At 60.1% G+C, this 20,867-nt stretch carries 21 protein-coding genes; 14 read left to right on the top strand and 7 right to left on the bottom strand.

Translation table 11 applies throughout. The features are described from left to right. Positions 1 to 229: 229 nt before the first annotated feature. Genes K7H22_RS06135 through K7H22_RS06165 form a run of 7 tightly spaced genes read left to right on the top strand, consistent with a single transcriptional unit; the run spans position 230 to position 6,868 of the window. The gene (locus K7H22_RS06135) at positions 230 to 3,088 is read left to right on the top strand and encodes a monovalent cation/H+ antiporter subunit A (RefSeq protein ID WP_230799850.1); all 2,859 of its coding nucleotides are present in this window, start codon (positions 230 to 232) and stop codon (positions 3,086 to 3,088) included. Then, entirely contained in the window at positions 3,088 to 3,441 is a 354-nt protein-coding gene (locus tag K7H22_RS06140; protein ID WP_230799851.1) for a Na+/H+ antiporter subunit C, read from the top strand. The genes K7H22_RS06135 and K7H22_RS06140 overlap by 1 nt, the downstream gene beginning before the upstream one ends. After that, the gene (locus tag K7H22_RS06145; RefSeq protein ID WP_230799852.1) at positions 3,438 to 4,994 is read left to right on the top strand and encodes a monovalent cation/H+ antiporter subunit D; all 1,557 of its coding nucleotides are present in this window, start codon (positions 3,438 to 3,440) and stop codon (positions 4,992 to 4,994) included. The genes K7H22_RS06140 and K7H22_RS06145 overlap by 4 nt, the downstream gene beginning before the upstream one ends. After that, on the top strand, positions 4,991 to 5,482 hold the full coding sequence (locus K7H22_RS06150; protein ID WP_230799853.1) for a Na+/H+ antiporter subunit E: 492 nt from the start codon (positions 4,991 to 4,993) through the stop codon (positions 5,480 to 5,482). Before K7H22_RS06145 ends, K7H22_RS06150 begins: the two co-directional genes overlap by 4 nt. Continuing rightward, the gene (locus K7H22_RS06155; protein WP_269063031.1) at positions 5,479 to 5,751 is read left to right on the top strand and encodes a K+/H+ antiporter subunit F; all 273 of its coding nucleotides are present in this window, start codon (positions 5,479 to 5,481) and stop codon (positions 5,749 to 5,751) included. The genes K7H22_RS06150 and K7H22_RS06155 overlap by 4 nt, the downstream gene beginning before the upstream one ends. Before the next feature lie 8 nt (positions 5,752 to 5,759). Further along, positions 5,760 to 6,161: a Na+/H+ antiporter subunit G gene (locus K7H22_RS06160; protein WP_230799854.1), complete on the top strand. Its 402-nt coding sequence runs from the start codon at positions 5,760 to 5,762 to the stop codon at positions 6,159 to 6,161. Then, the gene (locus K7H22_RS06165; protein ID WP_230799855.1) at positions 6,158 to 6,868 is read left to right on the top strand and encodes a CbiX/SirB N-terminal domain-containing protein; all 711 of its coding nucleotides are present in this window, start codon (positions 6,158 to 6,160) and stop codon (positions 6,866 to 6,868) included. Before K7H22_RS06160 ends, K7H22_RS06165 begins: the two co-directional genes overlap by 4 nt. Positions 6,869 to 6,902: 34 nt before the next feature. On the opposite strand, the gene K7H22_RS06170 is transcribed toward K7H22_RS06165, so the two are convergent. From K7H22_RS06170 to dctP, 5 genes are all read right to left on the bottom strand, one after another. Beyond that, complete coding sequence (locus K7H22_RS06170) at positions 6,903 to 8,417, bottom strand: malonate--CoA ligase (protein ID WP_230799856.1); 1,515 nt, start codon at positions 8,415 to 8,417, stop codon at positions 6,903 to 6,905. Next, positions 8,414 to 9,724: a malonyl-CoA decarboxylase gene (locus K7H22_RS06175; RefSeq protein WP_230799857.1), complete on the bottom strand. Its 1,311-nt coding sequence runs from the start codon at positions 9,722 to 9,724 to the stop codon at positions 8,414 to 8,416. The genes K7H22_RS06170 and K7H22_RS06175 overlap by 4 nt, the downstream gene beginning before the upstream one ends. Continuing rightward, on the bottom strand, positions 9,724 to 11,037 hold the full coding sequence (locus tag K7H22_RS06180) for a TRAP transporter large permease (protein WP_230799858.1): 1,314 nt from the start codon (positions 11,035 to 11,037) through the stop codon (positions 9,724 to 9,726). The genes K7H22_RS06175 and K7H22_RS06180 overlap by 1 nt, the downstream gene beginning before the upstream one ends. Further along, positions 11,037 to 11,585: a TRAP transporter small permease gene (locus tag K7H22_RS06185; RefSeq protein WP_230799859.1), complete on the bottom strand. Its 549-nt coding sequence runs from the start codon at positions 11,583 to 11,585 to the stop codon at positions 11,037 to 11,039. The genes K7H22_RS06180 and K7H22_RS06185 overlap by 1 nt, the downstream gene beginning before the upstream one ends. Before the next feature lie 82 nt (positions 11,586 to 11,667). Continuing rightward, positions 11,668 to 12,657 carry a TRAP transporter substrate-binding protein DctP gene (gene dctP / locus K7H22_RS06190; protein ID WP_230799860.1) on the bottom strand — a complete coding sequence of 330 codons (990 nt, stop codon included), beginning with the start codon at positions 12,655 to 12,657 and terminating at the stop codon, positions 11,668 to 11,670. A 138-nt stretch (positions 12,658 to 12,795) separates the two neighbouring features. Here dctP and K7H22_RS06195 point away from each other — a divergent pair, with 138 nt between their 5' ends. Beyond that, positions 12,796 to 13,485 carry a GntR family transcriptional regulator gene (locus K7H22_RS06195; protein WP_230799861.1) on the top strand — a complete coding sequence of 230 codons (690 nt, stop codon included), beginning with the start codon at positions 12,796 to 12,798 and terminating at the stop codon, positions 13,483 to 13,485. 249 nt (positions 13,486 to 13,734) lie between these two features. Here K7H22_RS06195 and K7H22_RS20230 read toward each other — a convergent pair whose 3' ends face one another. Continuing rightward, the gene (locus tag K7H22_RS20230) at positions 13,735 to 14,031 is read right to left on the bottom strand and encodes a GFA family protein (RefSeq protein ID WP_419248156.1); all 297 of its coding nucleotides are present in this window, start codon (positions 14,029 to 14,031) and stop codon (positions 13,735 to 13,737) included. A gap of 268 nt (positions 14,032 to 14,299) precedes the next feature. Beyond that, positions 14,300 to 14,935, bottom strand: coding sequence for a DUF2306 domain-containing protein (locus K7H22_RS06200; protein ID WP_230799862.1), 636 nt, complete (start codon positions 14,933 to 14,935; stop codon positions 14,300 to 14,302). Positions 14,936 to 15,071: 136 nt separating this feature from the next. Between K7H22_RS06200 and K7H22_RS06205 the strand changes: the two genes are divergently transcribed. From K7H22_RS06205 to K7H22_RS06230, 6 genes are all read left to right on the top strand, one after another. Next, positions 15,072 to 15,869, top strand: a complete 798-nt coding sequence (locus tag K7H22_RS06205; RefSeq protein ID WP_230799863.1) for a LytTR family DNA-binding domain-containing protein — start codon at positions 15,072 to 15,074, stop codon at positions 15,867 to 15,869. A gap of 169 nt (positions 15,870 to 16,038) precedes the next feature. After that, positions 16,039 to 16,548, top strand: a complete 510-nt coding sequence (locus tag K7H22_RS06210; protein ID WP_230799864.1) for an Lrp/AsnC family transcriptional regulator — start codon at positions 16,039 to 16,041, stop codon at positions 16,546 to 16,548. 143 nt (positions 16,549 to 16,691) lie between these two features. Then, the gene (locus K7H22_RS06215; RefSeq protein WP_230799865.1) at positions 16,692 to 17,831 is read left to right on the top strand and encodes a glycine cleavage T C-terminal barrel domain-containing protein; all 1,140 of its coding nucleotides are present in this window, start codon (positions 16,692 to 16,694) and stop codon (positions 17,829 to 17,831) included. A gap of 26 nt (positions 17,832 to 17,857) precedes the next feature. After that, positions 17,858 to 18,319 carry an OsmC family protein gene (locus K7H22_RS06220; protein ID WP_230799866.1) on the top strand — a complete coding sequence of 154 codons (462 nt, stop codon included), beginning with the start codon at positions 17,858 to 17,860 and terminating at the stop codon, positions 18,317 to 18,319. Between the two features lie 11 nt (positions 18,320 to 18,330). After that, complete coding sequence (locus K7H22_RS06225; RefSeq protein WP_230799867.1) at positions 18,331 to 19,131, top strand: enoyl-CoA hydratase; 801 nt, start codon at positions 18,331 to 18,333, stop codon at positions 19,129 to 19,131. 4 nt (positions 19,132 to 19,135) lie between these two features. After that, entirely contained in the window at positions 19,136 to 20,821 is a 1,686-nt protein-coding gene (locus tag K7H22_RS06230) for an acyl-CoA synthetase (RefSeq protein WP_230799975.1), read from the top strand. Positions 20,822 to 20,867: the final 46 nt, after the last annotated feature.

The raw sequence follows: 20,867 nt of genomic DNA on the forward strand, positions 1-20,867 counted from the left end.
GTGGAACAGAACGAAAAACCGCAGCCAAACTATTGCGTCTGCTCGAAAACACCCCAAATCGCAGGGCAGCGCGCATCTGGAGCCTGTTATTAAAGTGAAACTGCCGGTTTGGGGGGCTCCTTGGACCGGTCGGGGTGAAACCGTGTTGCACATTGGGTTTCATCCTCTTTAAAACGGCGCAACCGGTTTGCCGTCTACGGTATGACAGTTTGATCAAGGAGCCCTGTTCGTGACTCTGATTCTTATCGCTGCCCTTCCGTTTCTGGGTGCGCTTCTGCCGGGACTGATGATCCGTGCGGGTCGTGATGCCTGCGCCTGGACAACGGCCTCGGTCACGCTGACAGCGCTTGTCGGTCTTCTGGTCCATGCCCCCGCCGTGATGCGCGGCGAGGTGATCCAGTTTCAACTGGAATGGATGCCCTTGCTGGGGCTCAACGTGAATTTCTTTCTGGACGGTCTTGGCCTGCTTTTCGCGGGGCTGATCCTCGGGATCGGCCTGCTCATCATCATCTACGCCCGCTTCTATCTGGCGCGGCAAGACCCGATGGGGCAGTTCTATACCTATCTGTTGTTGTTTCAGGGCGCGATGGTGGGCATTGTCCTGTCCGACAACATCCTGCTTTTGCTGATCTTCTGGGAACTGACCTCGCTGTCGTCCTTCCTGCTGATCGGCTATTGGAAGCACCTGCCCGAAGGCCGCCAGGGTGCGCGTATGGCGCTGGCTGTCACCGGCATGGGTGGTCTGGCCCTCATCGGGGGGATGCTGATCCTTGGCAATATCGTCGGCAGCTATGACCTGACCGTGATCCTTGATAACAAGGAGCTGATCCAGGCCAGCCCGCTTTATCTGCCTGCACTCATCCTGATCCTGCTGGGCTGCTTCACCAAATCGGCGCAGTTTCCGTTCCATTTCTGGCTGCCGCACGCGATGGCCGCGCCGACGCCGGTTTCAGCCTATCTGCATTCGGCCACGATGGTGAAGGCGGGCCTGTTCCTGATGGCACGCCTCTGGCCAGTGCTGGCGGGAACACCCGAATGGTTCTACATTGTCGCCACGACAGGCCTGATCACGATGGTGCTGGGCGCGGTGATCGCGCTGTTCAAGGATGACCTGAAGGCACTGCTGGCCTTTTCGACGGTGTCGCATCTGGGCCTGATCACCATGCTGCTGGGCTTCGGCACGCCCTTTGCCGCGGTGGTTGCGGTATTCCACATCATCAACCACGCCACGTTCAAGGCGGCGCTTTTCATGAGCGCGGGGATCGTGGATCACGAGACACATACACGCGACATCAAACGCTTGGGCGGCCTGCGCCACCTGATGCCCGTGACCTTTACGATTGTCACAGTCGCAGGCCTGTCGATGGCGGGTATTCCGCTGTTCAACGGCTTCCTGTCCAAAGAGATGATGCTGGACGCGGCCAGAAATACGGTCTGGAGCGGCAATCCTTGGATCATTCCAGCGCTGGCAACACTGGGCGCGCTTTTCTCGGTCGCCTATTCGTTCCGTCTGATCGTACATACTTTCCTTGGGCCCAAGCGCGACGACTACCCCGCCAAGCCGCATGATCCGGGCTTTGGCATGTGGGCATCGCCCGCGCTGCTGGCGGTTCTGGTCGTGCTGATCGGTATCATGCCTGCGCTGATGGTCGGCCCATTGGTCGCTGTGGCATCGGGCGCTGTGATCGGGGACGATCTGCCTTATTACTCGCTCAAGATCTGGCATGGTGTGAACCTGCCGCTGTTCCTGTCGATCATCGCGGTCGTGGGCGGGCTGGCGTTGTTGGCACTGCACCGCCCCCTGGATGCGGGATGGATCAAGGCGCGCCGTCCTGAGGCCAAGGTGATGTTCGACGCGATCGTCGGAGCCGTCACCCGCGCCGCACAGTCGCTAACGGACGGGCTGCATAACGGTGCGATGACACGCTACGCCTCTGTCTTTATCGTCGCTGTGATCGCTGCCGGCACTACGGCATGGTTCGGCGGCACAGCCGCTGCCCCGCTGCGTGAAGTGCAGGAATTCGGGCTGGTGCCCCTGACCGGTTGGTTCCTGCTGATTGTTGCCACAGGCTGCATGGTGGCCTTTCATCGCAACCGCCTGCTGGCGCTTGTCCTGATGGGGATTGCCGGACTGATCGTGTCTGTCGCATTTGCCTATATGTCAGCGCCCGATCTGGCGCTGACGCAGATCTCGGTCGAGGTGGTGACGATTATCCTGCTGCTTCTGGCCCTGAACTTTCTGCCAAAGACCACGCCCAATGAAAGCACCAACACCAAACATTGGCGGGACGGCATGATTGCGATACTGGGCGGTTTGGCCGTGGGGGGACTTGCCTTGGCAATGCTGCTGTCGGATTTTTCGCAAGAGAGTATCTCGGCCTTCCATCTGGCGAACTCCAAGCCCGGCGGTGGCGGCACCAATGTGGTGAACGTGATCCTTGTGGACTTCCGCGGCTTCGATACGTTCGGCGAGATCATCGTGCTGGGTATTGCCGCGCTGGTAATTTTCGCCATGACGGAATCCGTGCTCGACAGCCCTGTGGGCGCAGCGCTGAAAAACCGGCCCGTCAACCCGAACGAGGCCGGTGACCGCCACCCGCTGATGATGGTTGTCGCCACGCGCGTGATGATGCCCATTGCGCTGATGGTCGGTGTCTTCATCTTCCTGCGCGGCCATAACGAGCCGGGCGGCGGGTTTATCGCCGGTCTGATCGTGGCCATCGCTCTGGTCATGCAATACATGGCCAGCGGCTTTGACTGGGCCGCAGCGCGTCAACGGTATCCCTATCACACGATCATTGCGCTGGGTGTCTTTGCAGCCGCCTTCACAGGGATCGGGTCGTGGTTCGCGGATCGCCCCTTCCTGACCAGTAATTACGGCTATTTCCAGATCCCCCCAATGGGCGAATTTGAACTGGCCACAGCAATGGCCTTCGACGTAGGCGTGTTCCTATGCGTCGTGGGTGCCGTGATGCTGGCGCTGGAAAGCCTGTCACGCTTTGCCCACCGAGCCGGAGAACGGCCCAGCCCCTACCCCATGGATATCGACCCCTCGCGGGATATGCCGCAGGAGGCGAAGGACGCGTAATGGAATATCTACTTGCTAGTGCAATCGGCGCGCTGACCGCCGCAGGGATCTATCTGACCCTGCGCCTACGTACCTTTCCGGTCATTCTTGGCATCTCGATGCTGACCTATGCGGTGAACCTGTTTCTGTTCGCCTCGGGCCGGATCGCAATCAACCTGCCGCCCGTGCTGCTCAACAACACACCCACCTATGCGGACCCATTGCCGCAAGCACTGGTGCTGACAGCGATTGTGATTTCATTCGGGATGACAGCCGTTGTTGTGCTGATGGCATTGGGGGCTTTCCTGTCCTCGAAGAATGATCATGTGAACCTGTCCGGCGACGCTGCCGACGAGCAGGAGGTGGGCAAATGAACCACTGGATCATTGCGCCCGTCCTGCTGCCTGCCCTTGTCGCGGCGGTCATCATTTTGGCCCTGCGGTATCAGGTTTCGACACAGCGCGTGTTTTCCGTAGCATCGACCGTGGCGCTGGTCGGCATCGGGATCGGTCTGCTGGTGCACAGCATGTCGGGCCAGATTGACGTTTACGAGCTTGGTAACTGGCCCGCCCCCTTCGGCATCGTTCTGGTGCTGGACAGGCTGTCGGCCATGATGGTGCTGCTGACTGCCCTGCTGGCACTGGCGGTGGTTCTTTATGCCATCGGTTCGGGTTGGGACAAGCGCGGCAACCACTTCCACGCGCTGTTCCAGTTCCAGTTGATGGGCATTTTTGGCGCTTTCCTGACAGGCGACGCCTTCAACCTGTTCGTGTTCTTCGAGGTGCTGTTGATCGCCTCCTATGGTCTGATGATCCATGGCGGCGGTGCCCCAAGGCTGCGCGCTGGCGTGCAATATGTAATCTACAACCTGCTGGGCTCGACGCTGTTCCTGTTCGCGCTTGGCACGATCTATGCGGTGACAGGCACGCTGAACATGGCCGATCTGGCCCTCCGCGTGGCCGACCTGCCTGCGGATGATACCGCGATGATCCGCGTGGCGGCCATGCTGCTGCTGCTGGTCTTTGCGGTCAAAGCCGCGCTAATCCCGTTGCATTTCTGGCTTCCCGCCACCTATGCCGAGGCCCCTGCACCTGTTGCAGCGCTGTTCGCGGTCATGACCAAGATCGGCGCCTATGCGATCATCCGCATCTACACGCTAGTCTTCGGGCCGGATGTCATGGCCACGGCTGACATCATCGGCCCGTGGTTGCTGCCTGCCGCTATTGTCACATTGGCCATCGGGATGATCGGTGTGCTGGGGGCCAGCCATCTGGGACGGCTTGCAGCCTTCGCGGCCATCGGGTCGATGGGCACCTTGCTGATCGCCATTGCCCTGTTCACCCCGCAATCCATCACGGCCGCGCTTTACTACATGATCCATTCCACGCTGGCCGGTGCCGCGCTGTTTCTGGTGGTGGACATGGTCCGCGCCCGCCGCATGGCCGAGGATGACACCATCGCGTCGCGTCCTGCCATCGCGCAGAACGGTCTCATTGCGGCCTTCTTTTTCGCCACCGCCATCGCCATGGCCGGCATGCCGCCACTGTCGGGCTTTCTGGGCAAGCTCTTGGTGCTTGACGCCGTGCGCGATCACAATCTGGTCTGGGTGATCTGGGCCGCGATCCTGATCACCTCGCTTGTGGCTGTGGTGGGCTTTGCGCGTGCAGGCAGCATGGTGTTCTGGAAGGTTGAACCCGATGCCACGGAGCAGACCCCGTCCGGCACCGCTGCCGCCCTGCCCTTCGTGGCAACCGGCGGACTGGTCGCAGCAATCGTGGCGATCACGGTCTTTGCCGGTCCTGTCACTGCTTTCCTGTCTGACACATCGGCGCAGGTTTTCGACAAGCAGTCCTATATTGCTGCCGTGCTGGAAACTCCGCGCGCGATCGAAGCTGAAAACCTGCCACTTGAGGGGTCGAAGAAATGATCGCCCGTTTCCTGCCTCATCCATTGCTGACGCTGCTGCTCGTCGCGGTCTGGCAAATGCTGGTCAACTATGTTTCGCTTGGCACGATCGTGTTCGGGCTGATCCTCGGGATCGTGATCCCGCTGATCACAGCCCCCTACTGGCCAGACCGACCGCGACTGAAAAACCCCATGATGATCATCGAGTTCATTTTGGTCGTCCTGTGGGACATCGTTGTCGCCAATGTCGTGGTTGCCAAGACCATCCTGTTCACCAGCAACACCAATATGCGCCCGACATGGGTAACCATTCCACTGGACCTGCACAGCCCCGAGGCAATCACCGTGCTGGCGGGCACGATCACCATGACTCCGGGCACGGTGAGCAGCGACATCGCCGCAGATGGCCGCAGCCTGCTGGTGCATTGCCTGAATGCGGCTGATCCCGACGCTGTGAGGGACGAAATCAAGCAGCGCTACGAGCGCCGATTGAAGGAGATTTTCGAATGATCCTGTCCTCTGCCCTGATCTTCGCGACCGCCTGCTTTACCCTTGCGCTGCTGATGAACCTCTGGCGCGTGGTCAAAGCCCCCGGTGTGCCCGACCGCATCCTTGCGCTGGATACGATGGTGATCAACTTCATCGCGATCCTTGTGCTTTACGGGATCATCGAAGGCACCGCCGTCTATTTCGAGGCCTCGATCCTGATTGCGATGGTCGGTTTCATCTCAACAGTTGCCTATGCCCGCTTCATGCTGCGCGGCAACATCATCGAATGACCGGAGGAATGGATATGGAACTCTGGCAGGAAGTCACCGTTGCGGCGTTTCTGGTCGTCGCTGGTATCTTCGGATTTGTCGGTTCTTTCGGGTTGATCAAGCTACCCGACCCGATGACACGACTGCATGCCCCGACCAAAGCCACCACGCTGGGCGTGGGCGGTGTGTTGATCGCGTCAATGCTGTATTTTCTTTTTGCACAGGGCCAATTCAGCTTTCACGAGTTGATGATCACGCTGTTTCTGTTCCTGACAGCCCCGATCACGGCGCATTTCATTGCCAAGGCGAACCTGCACACCAACGTCAACCGTGACAGGGTATCTGCCACGGGAACGGATCGTCCATGGGCCGGGTTCGAATCTGACGAGGCGCGCCGCTTGCACGAGGAACAAGGCGCTTCCGGCAAATGACCGCGACACCGCGCGACGCGTTGATCGTGGCACATGGCGCGCCCGCCGATCCTGCCCCGCAAGAGGCCGTGTTGCAAGCTTTGGCCACAGCTACCGCGCAGCATCTGCCGCAAGGCTGGCGCCTGCGCGGCGCGACAATGGCGGCTGAAGGCGCGCTGGAAGCCGCACTTGAGGGCTTGAACGCGCCGCTGGTCTATCCGTTCTTCATGGCCGAAGGCTTCTTTACCGGCACCTTGCTGCCCCGCCGTCTGGCGGATGCAGGCGCAACAGAGACGCTGCAGACAGCGCCTTTCGGGATTGATCCTGCCCTGCCCGACCTGATGGCCCGTGTCGCGCTTGAAGCTGCAACCGCTGCGGGGATTGATCCTGTCGTATCTTCGCTGCTGGTGGCGGCCCATGGCAGTAAGGTCTCGCGCACATCTGCCGACAGCACCCATGCAATGGTCGCAAAGCTTGGCCCGCTGACGGGTTTCGGGCGCATCCTCGCGGGTTTTGTCGAGGAAGGCCCGTTTCTGGCGGATCAGGCGCGGGAATTGAGCGCGGGGATCTGCCTGCCCTTCTTCGCGCTTGAGGCCGGCCATGTCGTGGGCGACATTCCAGAAGCCATGGAAGAGGCCGGTTTTGATGGCCCTGTCCTGCCCCCGATCGGTCAGCACAGGGACGTGCCTGCCCTGATCGCGCAAGCTTTACTGCGCGCGGCCGGGTAGTCGCGGCAGGTCACCCTGCCGCGACATCACCACCTCAACTTGCGAATTTATCGCCGAAGATGGCACGCAATTCGTTTTTCTGGACCTTGCCCATCGTATTGCGCGGCAGCATCTCGACCAGTTCCAGAGCCTTGGGCTGCTTGAACCGCGCAAGGCTTTCGCGCAGCACCGCGTCAATCGCCGCCAGATCGGGGCTCTGACCCGGTTCCGCCACGATCACCCCCAGAACTGCCTCGCCGAAATCGGGATGCGGCACCCCGACAACCGCGCTTTCCAGAACGCCGGGCTGGTCATCAAGGATCAACTCGACCTCTTTGGGATAGACGTTGAAGCCGCCGGTAATGATCAGGTCTTTCTGGCGCCCGACGATAGACAGATACCCGTCCGCATCGAATTGTCCCAGATCGCCGGTGATGAAAAAGCCTGTATCGCGCAACTCTTCACGGGTTTTCTCGGGCATCTGCCAGTACCCTTTGAAGACATTGGGGCCGCGCACCTCGATCATACCGACCTCGCCCTGCGGCAGGGCGTCGCCCGTAGTCGGATCGGTCACGACAACCTCGACCCCTGGCAAGGGCAAGCCGACAGTTCCCGCACGGCGATCGCCCGCATAGGGGTTCGAGGTGTTCATATTCGTTTCTGTCATGCCATAACGCTCAAGAATGCGGTGGCCTGTGCGCTCTTCGAACTGCACATGGGTTTCCGTCAGCAACGGGGCCGAGCCGGACACGAAAAGCCGCATATGTGCTGTCAGATCTGCGGTAAAGCGCGGATCGTCCAGCAGGCGCGTATAGAATGTCGGCACGCCCATCATCGATGTTGCGCGCGGCATCAGGCGGATCATGTCATCCATGTTCAGCCCCGGCAGAAAGATCATCGCCCCCCCGGCCAGCAACGAGATATTCGTCGCCACGAACAGGCCATGGGTGTGGAAGATCGGCAAGGCATGCAACAGCACATCCTTGTCGGTGAACTGCCATTCGGCGGTCAGAACCTCGGCGTTGGACAGCAGGTTCTGATGCGTCAGCATCGCCCCCTTGGACCGGCCTGTTGTGCCCGATGTATAGAGAAACGCCGCGAGATCCTCGGGCCCGCGCGCGACCGCCGCGAAACTGTCCGACTGCGCTGCGACCAGATCGGCAAAGCTACCTGATCCGTCGGCATTGACCACCATCAGCACCGCGCCCTGCGCTTGCGCCACAGGGGCCAGCGCCTCTGCGCGCGCGCCGTCGGCCAGCACAAGTTTCGGCGTGGCATTGCCTACGAAATAATCAATCTCGGCGGCTGTGTAGGCCGTGTTCAATGGCAGAAAGATCGCACCTGCCGCGACAGCCCCGCCATAAATCGCCAGCGCCATCGGGGATTTGTTGATCTGTACCGCGATCCGGTCACCGGGGCGCACACCTGCCGCCACAAGCGCATTGGCGACCCTGTGCACCATATCCAGAAACGCTGTGCCGCTAATCTCGGACCCGTCGGGCAGGATCAGGAATGCACGGTCGCGCCCCTTGAGCGGAGCAAAGAACGCATCATAGAGCAGGTTCGTCATTGGTCTTTTCGTCCTTTTTCTTTCCGGTCCTTCACTGGTCCCGCCAGCGCCTTGACGCCACGTGTTGCTGCCACCGTCTGGACGCTGGCAAAAGCTTCGTGGTTTTGTTCCACCCGCGCCGGATCGTAAAGATAATTCACCATCGCGCCGCAAGATTGAGCGCGGCCCTTGGGCGACAGATCGGCATTCGCATGGATCTCGTGCACCTCGGCCCCGTTGCCCAGATGAAAGCGCGCAACAGGGTCCAAGGGCTGTCCGTCTTTCGCCTTGGCCTCCAGCAGATAGGTCGCGGCCATCGCGCGCAGCAGGTCCGCATCAGGGGCCACGCCATCATCGGCCAGCAGCGCCTTGGCATGGCTGTCGTCCTGTGTGTCCAGCCAGCGCACAAGGCCGGGGATCGGCGAGAGGGTCACGAATGTCTTCAGCCCAGGCACCTCGCGTCCCAGAACATCGACCACCTGCTTGATCAGCGAATTGCCGAAGGAGATCCCCCGCAAGCCTGCCTGACAATTCGAGATGGAATAAAACACAGCCGTGTCCATCTCATGCGCGGGCAATGCCTTGCGATCCTCGGCCAGAAGCGCACCGATTGCGCCGGGGATGCCGCGCGTCAGTGCCACCTCGACAAAGATCAGCGGATCATCGGGCATGGCCGGATGAAAGAAGGCGAAACAACGCCTGTCGGGTGGCTCAAGCCTGCGGCGTAGATCGTCCCAGCTCTGGATCTCGTGCACGGCCTCATACTGGATGATCTTTTCAAGGATGTTAGCGGGGCTTTCCCACCCGATCCGGCGCAGCACCAGAAAGCCGCGATTGAACCACGATGCGAAGAGGTGCCGAAAATCCAGATCGACACGCGCCAGATCAGGCTCGGCCTTGGCCGCCGCCATCAGGTCGACGCGCATCGCCACCAGATCGGCCGTGCCGCCCGGCGCTTGATTGAGACGCCGCAGCAATTCCTGACGCGGTGGTTCAGCCGCCTCCAGCAAGGTCGACAGATGCCGTGCATCCCGCCCCTTGGCATAGGCTTGCGCCGCCTTAGTCAAGGCAGCGGGATCCAGATCCATCTCGTCGGCCAGAAAGCGGAAGAAAGCGGCTTTTCCGGCGGCATCGGCCTGACGGTAGCGCATCAGCACTTCCGCCGCCCGTTTCATCCCCGACACCTCGCCCTGGCCCGACAACAGCGCGCGGCACAGTTCGGGCAACGGCTTGCCACTTGCCGACACATCGCCGGCGCGCCGCCTCTCGAACAGCGTGGTCAGAAAATCACCCAGCGCCCAGCCGCCCAAATCCCATGTCCGTGCCATCAGACCGGCCCCATCACAAGATTGGGCAACCATGACACAATCCCCGGAAAGACGCACAGGATCACAATGGCCAGAACCATGCAGCCGACATAGGGCATCGAACCGCGCAGGATTGTCTTGAGCTTGATATCGGGTGCGATCGAATTGATCACATAGAGATTCAGACCCACCGGCGGCGATATCAGCCCGATTTCCATGTTGATGGTCAGGATCACCGCGAACCAGTAGGGGTCGAATTCAGCAGCAAGGATGATCGGCAACAGGATCGGCGCCGCCATAAGGATCACAGCTACCGGCGGCAGGAAGAATCCGGCCACCAGCAGGAAGACGTTGACGATCCCCATCAGCACCCAGCGGTTGACCTCAAGATCGGAAATCCACGCGGCGATCGACTGCGTGATGAACAGAGAGGACAGCATATAGGAGAAGACACCAGCCGCCCCGATAATGAACAGGATCATTACGGATTCGCGCGTGCTGTCGCTCAGGATGGTCCACAGCTTTTTGGGCGACCACAGTCTGTAGATCACCATGGCGATCACAAGACACAGCAGAGCACCGACAGCCGCCGTTTCCGATGGCGTCGCGATACCGCCATACATGGCATACAGCACGCCCACGATGATGATGATAAACGGGATCACACGCGGCAGGATTTCCAGCTTCTGCTTAAGGGTATAGGTGCGGCGCGCCAGAACATCGGCAGAGCCGTAGCGGAAGGTGTGAAACACCGACCACGCCATGAACAGGCCCACCAGCAACAAGCCAGGCAACACACCCGAAAGGAACAGACGGCCGATAGATGTTTCGGTCGCAATGCCATAAACGATCATCGTCACGGATGGCGGGATCAGGATACCCAGCGTACCACCCGCCGCGATCGAGCCTGCGGCCACCTCATCGGGATAGCCGCGCTTGCGCATCTCGGGGATACCCATCTTGCCAATAGCCGCACAGGTTGCAGGGCTGGAGCCAGACATCGCCGAAAACAGCGCGCAAGCGCCAAGGTTCGACATCACCAGACCGCCCGGCACACGGGTCAGCCACCGTTCCAGCGCCTCATAAAGGTCGGCCCCTGCGCGGGTCGATGAGATCGCAGCCCCCATGATGATAAACATCGGAATGGACAACAATGCGAAGGAGTTGAGTTTGCCAAAGAAAATCTCGGGCATCAGTTCCAGCGAGCGAATCCCGTCAAATACCAGCAGGAAACCGGCGGATACGATAAGCAGTCCCGACGCGACAGATACGCCCGAAAACAGCACCACGATGGTCATGAATGCGACCAGAAGGCCAAGCGAAAGCGGGTCCATCAGTTGTCCTCCAGTCCGAAGGCGCGATCAACGCCCAGAACAAGCGCCACGAAGTCAGCGGCAAGTTGCAGCAGGTAAAGACCGAACCCCAAAGGCAACGCCAGATAGGGAATCCACAGTTTCGGTGCCCATACCGTTTCCGACCGCCAGCCGCGCTCCCAAGCGAAGTGCCAGTTCTCGAAGGCATAGAACAGGATCACGCTGACCACCGCCATCGTCATCAGAAGCACCACACCTGCCAGAACGTTGCGCGCGCGCCCTTTGATCAGGATTGGGATGAGATCGACATTCACATGACCGCGCAGGCTTTGCACATAGGGAAGCCCCAGCAATGTGGCACCGATCATCAGATAGATCACAGCCTCGGTCTGCCAGATCGTGGATTTTTCCATCACGAAGCGGACAAAAATCATCTGGCAGGTGATCAGGACCGAGGCGAGGATCATCAGGGCCGAAACCCATCCGCACACAGTGGACAGCCCTTTGATCAGGCGCAAGACAAGGTAGCCACCAGTGCTGGCGGCACGGGTAGAGGGCAGGGTTGCCATTGATACGGCTCCGAAGATTTGAGGGTTTGATCGAGGCCGGGCGACCATTGGACCGCCCGGCCTGTATTAATGGCGGGCGAGTTTATTCAACCGCCAGCGCCATATCCAGCAGCGCCTGACCATTCGGCACACTGTCCACGAAGGATTTGTAGGAACTGGTTTTCGCCAGTTCGAGCCATGCGTTGAAATCGTCCTGTGTCATCGCGGCAATCTCGACACCGGCGGCCTTGAAGACCTCGACCGACGCTGCATCCTCGGCCTTGGCCTCTTGCAGATACCATGCTTCCGCTTTGGCCGCCGCTGCGGTCAGTGCCTCTTTCTGCGCGTCTGACAGGCCGTCAAAGGTAGATTTGTTCATCAGAACCGGCTGGTACATGAACCACAGTGCCACATCGGCCGCAGGGGTGTAGCACTTCACCTGCTCTTGCAGACGGAAGGACGCAAAGGACGAGGACGACGTGTTGACCGCCTGAAGAACGCCGGTCTGCATCGCGTTATAAACCTCGGATGACGCCATGGACGAGATCGAGGCACCGGCAGCCGCCAGCATTTCCTCGAAGGACTTGCCCGCCGCGCGGGTGCTCAGGCCGTTTACATGCTCGGGCCGTGTGATGCACTCGCCGACACTGGCAAAACCGCCGGCCAGATAGCCATGCACCAGCACCATGATATCGTCCTCGGCAAGGATCTTCTCGATCTCTTCCATGAACGGGCTTTCGTTCAGGCGCGCCGCGTGATCGTGGTTCTTCACCAGACCGGGCATCAGGGTCAGGTTGTATTCACCGCGCTGGCCGCCGGAATAGGACAGCGGATAGACGATCATGTCGACCTGCCCGCGTGACAGAGGGTTGTACTGCTCGCGTGCTTTCAGCAGCGATTCGGACGGAAATATCTTGATGTCCAGATCGACACCTGCAGCCGCAACATCTGTCGCGATCATCTCGGCCACCTTGTGGCGCACATCGCCGGTGGACCACTGATGCGACAGGCGCAGTTCGGTGGCATTGGCAGCCGAAAGACCCATTCCAAAAACAGCAAGAGCCGCAGCAGCGGCGAAAGTTCTGATGGCCATTGTATCCTCCCAGATATCAGTGCTGCGGGCTCCTCCCCGCAATCACAATGATCTTGCGCGGCTTTGCATTCCATGTCAAACTTTTTGTATACAAGAATTTGATTGCTGGATTTCAGTAGACCGCATATCATTGCATACATGAACACACGTATGGCAGATCATGTGCGTGAAGCACTGGAACAGATGATCGTGACCGGCGAATTCGCCGATGGCGAAAGGCTTGACGAAATCCGGCTGGCCGAGCGGTTCCACGTCTCGCGTACACCTCTGCGCGAGGCGTTTCAGGTGCTCGCCGCATCCGGTCTGGTGGAACTGCTGCCCCGTCGCGGGGCCTTTGTGCGCCACCCTGCCTTCCACGAGATGATCGAGATGTTCGAGGTCATGGCCGAGCTTGAGGCCTTTTGCGGCAGGCTGGCCGCGCGCCGCGTGACACCCGATGTGCTGGCCGCGATTCGTGCAACAGTGGACGCCTGCGAAGCCGCAGCCCATGCAGGCGACAGCGACGGCTACTACCGCGAGAACGAGAGGTTCCACCACATGATCTATACCGCCTCCGGCAACGAGTTTCTGGAAGGCGAGGCCCAGCGCCTGCACCGCAGGCTGCAACCTTTCCGTCGCATGCAATTGCGCGTGCGCGGGCGGATGGTGCAATCCCTGACCGAACACCGCCAGATTCTGGACGCGCTCGAAGAAGGCGACAGCACCACCGCCGAAACCGTCCTGCGCGACCACGTCGCGGTGCAGGGCGGCAAGTTCAACGACCTGATGGCCAGCTACAAACAATCCAACCTGCGCGCCAAACCGCCACTTGTAGCCATGCGAGGGTGATGCCTTCCCTCTTGACATGGTTTGTCTGTGGGCAGGATCGACGCAGCCGGAATGCGGGACGCAGAGGTCAGTTGCCACCTATCGTCCTGAATACCTCCGAGGTGCGTCACCAGATCGACTGTTCAATCGGGCCGTCCGTCGCGTTTTTGAAGGCAATCGAAATTATCATCCCAATGCGCGCGACTGGAAAAACAAATATGCCCGTCGGGCTATCCAGTGGTCCAGTTGGCACGACAGGCACACCATCGCCTACCTGCCTGCCTGCCTGCCTGCCTGCCTGCCTGCCTGCGAAAAAGGCAAAGCGGACCCGCAGTCGGTGCAAAAACATTTCACATGCTGTGACCCAGTCGGCCTGAAATCCCTAATTTTTTCCTTGCCTGACAACCAAGTAATCTGCGCCGTGGACGAAAACAGGTTGGCCGAATGGGCTGACCCGCTATCCTTGCGACAACACCAGCAATGACAAAGAAAGAAACTTTTGAACTCTGCCGATATCCGGAACGTCACAGTTGCACACAGGCACTGTCCAGTCACTAGATTATCCATGCACAGCCTCTCAAGATGCGACTCCCAAGCCTTCAGACGAATGTAGACTGCCCGGCTCCCTATCGTTGTGTAAGACCAAGGTTAAAAAGAAAAAAGCCAACTCACCTCCTTCCCTGCCCATGCCATACCAAGCAATACCGCGGGTGAAACGAGTCTCAGGGTCAACCTGCAATTCCAGTCCCCCATACCGCCTCCGATCATCACAGCCCTATCCGGCACAACGCGAGACGATCCGGGGGCGGGCTTGGTTCGGTCTTGTGGCCTCGGGTCAGGTGCGCACAGCGCCGCGTGTCACGCGGGCGGTCCACCAGAAGATCACGGGGGTGATGAGGACTGTGGGGCCAAGCCAGACCACAAGATCGGGCAGAAAGCCCAGATTGACAACGCCCGCCGCCGTGATCGTGGCGATGGTTCCACCCAGCATGCGCCCCAGATGCCGCGCGATGCGACGTTTGCCAGCGACCGGACCGCGCGCCCAGTCGCGCCAGTCCGCCAACGCCATGGTCAGCCCGATCGCGCCGAAGACCAGCAGGATCACCGGCTGCGCGCCACTGCCGCTCAGCATGCCCTGCCCGCCCCAGCCAAGCATCCCGACCCCCGCCAGCGCCATCACAGCACCCCCTGCGTGATCAGCCAGCCTTGGCCGCCCGTCGCGCACCATGGCCGCGCGCCAGCCTGTAAAGACAAGATAAAGGCTGAATATACCGACGGCGAACAGGAACGGGTTGGGGTCCATCACCGACAGGACAAGCGCGCTCAGGCCCGTGACCAGCATCGCAAGCGTATAGATGTTGCCCGCGCGCCGGTGCAGCCTTCCACCCTTGGCGCTACCGACAGCGATGCCAGCGGCGGCCAGTGCTGTGACACCGGCCAGTATATGCAAGAAAAGGGTTGTCTGGATCATGGGGCGATGCCTCCGTTTTTCGGGTCAAACTGTTTTCGTGATGTGCCAAGGGTGGTGGCCGCCGGCCGCGACCTGCCAGCAAAGTTGCGGAAATGGTTGGGAATTTACGCAAACGGCATGATAAGATACCGCTGCGATGCGTGAACGACTTGCCCACCTTTCCCTCCGGCTGGGGCCGCCATTCGGTGTGGGCCTTGTGCTGGGATTGATCGGGCCGTTCGGCACCTATCACCTGCTTCCCCTCGGGACACGGCTGGCCTATTGGCTGGCGGTGGTCTCGGTCAACTGGCTGCTGGCAGACGCTATCGTGCGGCGTGTGGATGCGCTGCTGGAGGCGCAGCTGCCAAAGCGTCGCTTGATTGTGCCGCTTGCTGGCGCGCTTCTGGCCGCACTGCCTGCAACCGGCGTGGTGTCCATGGCCAATGGCCTGTCGGGGATCGGGTGGCCGCAAAATGTGGCGATGCTGTCCGGTCAGGTCGCGCTGTTGTTGGCCGCGATCACCCTTCCGGTTTACACATGGCTGGATATGCAGGAGCGGATACAGGCGCCGCCTGATCTGCCAACAACCGCCGCCTCCATGCCGCATACATCCACAGCCGAGGCAACCCGACAGGAAACAGACGGCCTTGCTCTTTTCTGCGCGCGCTTTCCGAAACCGCTTGGTGGGCAGATTCTTTGCCTCGAGATGCAGGATCACTATCTTGTGGTGCATCATTCCGGCGGGTCCGACATGATCCTGTGCCGCATGGAGGATGCCACCCGCGAACTGGGCGGGTTGGGCCTGCGCGTACACCGCTCTTGGTGGGTCGCAAGCGATGCTGTGGCGGGTGTGGAGCGCGAGAGGCAGCGCACCGTCTTGCGCCTGACCGATACCCGCCGTGTGCCCGTTGGCCGCTCGTTCCGCCCCGATCTGAAGGCTGCGGGGTGGTTGTAGTTATCGGTCGGACGCGTCCATCCCTGAAGCGTCGCAACAGCCCTTGCCGTTCTTGAGATAGAACGCGTCGCAAAAACATCCGGTGCGACGGACGTTTCCAAGTAGCGTCATTGCCAAGCTGGGCGGTTCGTGAGCGACAGGCCCTTGATGAAGTTAGGGTATTGCGCGGATGAAGAAGATTGGTCTCGATGCAACCGATATCCGCATCCTGTGCGCTGTGCAGCGGCATGGGCAGCTTAGCAAGTCCAGACTTGCAGAGATTGCCAATATCTCTGCCACACCCTGCTGGGCGCGGCTTGACCGGCTCAAGGCGGCGGGCTTTATCCGTGGCTACAACGCCGATATCGCGCTTGAGCGGATTTGCGATATCTCGCAAGTGATCGTCACCGTATCGCTGACACATCACCGCAAGGCCGACTTCGACAGGTTCGAGGCTTTTGTAAACAGCAAGGACGAATTCACCGAATGTATCGCTACAGGGGGCGGCATGGACTACGTTCTCAAGGTGATCTGCTCCAACCTCACAGGCTTTCAGGCGCTCATGCAGGCAATGCTGGATGCCGAGCTTGGTGTCGATCGCTATATGACCTACATCGCGACTCGGACGGTGAAATCCGGTCTTCCCAATCTGGTTAAATTGACCTCGAAAGATGTCTTGGCACCCCGTCAGACTGAATGATCTGCAAAGCGCCCAAAAATTAGACTGTTCAGTCTAAAGCCGCCAGTTTTTCAGCCCGCCTTCGCATATCGCAGAGTTCTAGATTTGCGTCAGGTTCCAACGATCCCGGCCAGTCGGACCGGTGACAAGCAAGGGCGAAAACAATGCAAGCAGACGACTTCGGCTTTGGCACGCAGATCCGGAAATCCCCTTATTTTGACGCAACGGTCCGCTGGGGTGCCAAAGGGTTTTCCGTGTATAACCATATGTATATCCCGCGCGATTTCGGTGATCCGGAACAGAATTTCTGGAACCTCGTCAATGATGCGATCCTGTGCGATGTCGCGGTCGAGCGTCAGGTCGAGATCACCGGACCGGATGCCGCGCGTTTTGTCCAGATGCTGACACCGCGTGATCTGTCGAAGATGGCAGTCGGGCAGTGCAAATATGTCCTGATCACCAATGCAGAAGGTGGCATCCTGAACGATCCGATCCTGCTGCGGCTGGCCGAGGATCATTTCTGGATTTCTCTTGCCGATAGCGACATTCTGCTTTGGGCACAGGGCGTAGCCGTCCATTCCGGCCTTGATGTCACAATCAACGAGCCCGATGTGTCGCCGCTACAGTTGCAGGGGCCAAAATCGGGCCAGATCATGCAGGCCCTGTTCGGCGACGGTATTCTGGACCTCAAATATTACTGGCACCGCGAGATGGATCTTGATGGCATCCCGCTTCTGGTGTCGCGCACAGGCTGGTCCAGCGAACTGGGCTACGAAATCTATCTGCGCGACAGCACCTGTGGCGATGCCTTGTGGGAGCGGATCATGGCCACCGGTATGGAATTCGGCCTGAAGCCCGGCCACACCTCTTCGATCCGCCGGATCGAGGGCGGAATGCTGTCATACCATGCCGACGCGGACATCAAGACCAACCCCTACGAATTGGGGCTGGACCGGCTTGTCAACCTTGATATCGAGGCTGACTTTATCGGCAAGGACGCGCTACGCCGTATCCAGCAGCAGGGTGTCAGCCGCGTTCAGGTTGGCCTGATTATCGACACCGCGCCAATGGCAGGCCCTAACACCACTTTCTGGGCCATCAGCAAGGACGGGTCGGAGATCGGCAAGGTCACATCCGCGGTCTACTCTCCTCGGCTCGAACGCAACATCGCCCTTGCCATGATAGCTGTCGAGCACGCGCATATCGGGGTCGAGGTCGAGGTTGTCACCCCGTCCGGTCCGACCCGCGCGACGGTTGTCGAGCGTCCATTCTACGACCCCAAGAAAAAACTCGCCGCTGCCTGAGCACGGCCCATCAAGAGACCCGACACATGTCTGACCTTTCGATCCAATTGCACTGGCAGCGTGCGGAACCCGTGCTGCTGGCGGGCAAGTATTCCAATGCCCATACAGTGCGCTTCAACAGTGACTATGATGTTGCAGTGGATGCCGCCCCCGATTGGGGCGGCGATCCGGCCAACACTAACCCTGAACAGGCGCTGGCCTCGGCCTTGTCGAGTTGCCACATGATGACCTTTCTGGCTTTGGCGGCCAAGGCGGGCTGGCCGGTGGCGAGCTATAGCGATCATGCGGTGGCCCATCTTGGAAAGAACGCCAAGGGGCAGATGTCGGTTACCCGTATCGACCTGCATCCTGCGGTGCGTTTCGACGCGGGGTTTGCGCCTGATGCCGCAGAGCTTTCAAAAATGCAGCACCGCGCGCACCGCTATTGCTTCATCGCCAACACGCTGGCCGACAGCGTCGAGATCAACATTCTTCAACCAGCAGGTTAGGAACCGACCCCATGCAGACCGGCGACATTCTTCTGCACGATCTGGACGCGGACGGTATTCTGCGTCTGACCCTGAACGATCCGGCACGGCGCAATGCGCTGTCCGAGGCGATGCTGACCGAACTGGGCAAAGCCTTCGGACAGGCCGGATCTGACCCTGCCATCCGCGTCATCGTCCTTGCTGCGAACGGCCCCGCCTTCTGCGCGGGTCACGATCTGAAAGAGATGACAGCAGGGCGCACAGGGCCTGACAGAGGCCGCGCCTATTTCGCGCGTATCCTTGAACAATGCTCGGCCGTGATGCAGGGGATCGTCACCTGCCCCAAACCTGTTATTGCCGAGGTCACAGGTGTTGCGACCGCTGCAGGCTGCCAGCTTGTGGCCAGTTGCGATCTGGCTATCGCATCCGAGAACGCGACCTTCGGTACGCCCGGTGTTCACATCGGCCTGTTCTGCTCGACGCCGATGGTCGCGCTGTCACGCAATGTTGCCGATAAACATGCGATGGAAATGCTGCTGACCGGTGACATGATGCCCGCTGATCGCGCGGCGGAAATCGGACTGGTCAACAAGGTTGTGACGGCACAGAACCTGCGCGACGCCACTTTGCAGATGGCGCAGAAGATCGCGTCGAAATCCAGCATGACGCTGGCCACAGGCAAACGCGCTTTCTACGCGCAGCGCGACATGCCGCTTTCCGACGCCTATGCCCATGCGACGCAGGTCATGGTCGACAACATGCTGGCACGCGATGCCGAAGAAGGCATCGGCGCCTTCATCGAAAAGCGCGCCCCCAAATGGGAGGATGCGTAAGACCATGGCGGCCAACCCCTACAACACCGGACTGGAGCGCAACCCCGCGAATTTCCAACCCCTGACGCCGCTGACATTTCTGGAACGGGCAGCCAGTGTCTTTCCCGATCACACCGCCATCGTGCACGGTGCACTGCGGCGCAGCTATGCCGATTTTTACCGCCGTTCGCGGCAACTTGCAGGGGCGCTGGCAACATCGGGGATTCTGCGCGGCGACACCGTGTCGGTGTTGCTCGCTAACACGCCCGCCATGCTGGAATGTCACTACGGTGTGCCGATGTCCGGCGCGGTCCTGCATTCGATCAACACCCGTCTGGATGCGGCCATCATCGCGTTCCAACTGGACCATGCAGGCGCAAAGCTTGTGATCGTCGACAGCGAGTTCATGCAGTTGATGCAGGACGCGCTGGCGCTCGCCACGGTCAAGCCGGTTCTGATCCAGTATAGCGATCCTGAATTCACAGGTCACACCGCCGCTGCCGCCGCCCTCGATTACGAGGCGTTCCTGTCGGGTGGTGATCCCGATTTCTCATGGCTCATGCCCGAGGACGAATGGGACGCGATTGCCGTCAACTACACGTCCGGCACGACGGGCGACCCCAAAGGGGTGGTATCGCATCATCGCGGGGCCTATCTGCTGGCGCAAGGCAATGCGCTGACATCCTCGATGCAGAAACATGCGGTCTATCTGTGGACCCTGCCGATGTTCCATTGCAACGGCTGGTGCTTTCCTTGGACACTCTCGGCCATCATCGGCACCCATGTCTGCCTGCGACAGGTCAGAGCCGAACCGATCTGGGCCGCGCTTTCCGAAGAGGGCGTGACCCATTTATGCGGTGCGCCTGTCGTCATGTCCCTGCTGGTCTCGGCACCCGAGGCCGTGAAGCGCGGACTGGACCGCAAGGTGCAGTTCTTCACCGCTGCCGCGCCACCGCCCGAAAAGCTTCTGGCCGATATGAGGGTGGCAGGTTTCGACGTCACCCACCTTTACGGGCTGACCGAAACCTACGGCCCCGCTGTCGTCAACGACTGGCATGATAGCTGGTCCGCACTGCCGCCAGCCGAACAGGCCGCACTCAAATCGCGGCAGGGTGTGCGCTATCTGCCACTCGAGCAGCTTGACGTGCTTGATCCCGAAACGATGATGCCCGTGCCGCGCGATGGTCGGACCATGGGCGAGGTGATGTTTCGCGGTAATGTCGTGATGAAGGGCTATCTCCGCAACCCGCAGGCCACCGAAAGCGCCTTTGCAGGTGGCTGGTTCCATTCCGGCGATCTGGGCGTGATCCATCCTGACGGTTACATCCAGCTCAAGGATCGGTCCAAGGACATCATCATTTCGGGTGGCGAAAACATTTCGTCGATCGAGGTCGAAGATGTACTCTATCGTCATCGTGACGTTCAGGTAGCCGCTGTTGTTGCCATGCCACATGACCGCTGGGGCGAAACGCCCTGCGCCTTTATCGAATTGTCCGCGGGCGCCACAACGGATGCCGACGCGTTGCGCGATTGGTGTCGCTCTCATCTGGCGGCCTACAAGGTACCGGGGCGGTTCATTTTCATGCCTATCCCGCGCAGCGCGACAGGGAAGGTCCAGAAATTCGTTCTGCGCGAACAGGCACGGGCCATCGCGCAGACACAGGACAAGACGGAAGGCAAAGCCATCGCACAAGACAGCATGGTCGGGTGAGGCCCCAGCTAAGCGCGGTGCAAACGCCGTAAAACACCAATTTGAG

Origin of the sequence: Seohaeicola saemankumensis, from assembly GCF_021021435.1 — a bacterium.
Taxonomy (GTDB): Bacteria; Pseudomonadota; Alphaproteobacteria; order Rhodobacterales; family Rhodobacteraceae; genus Seohaeicola.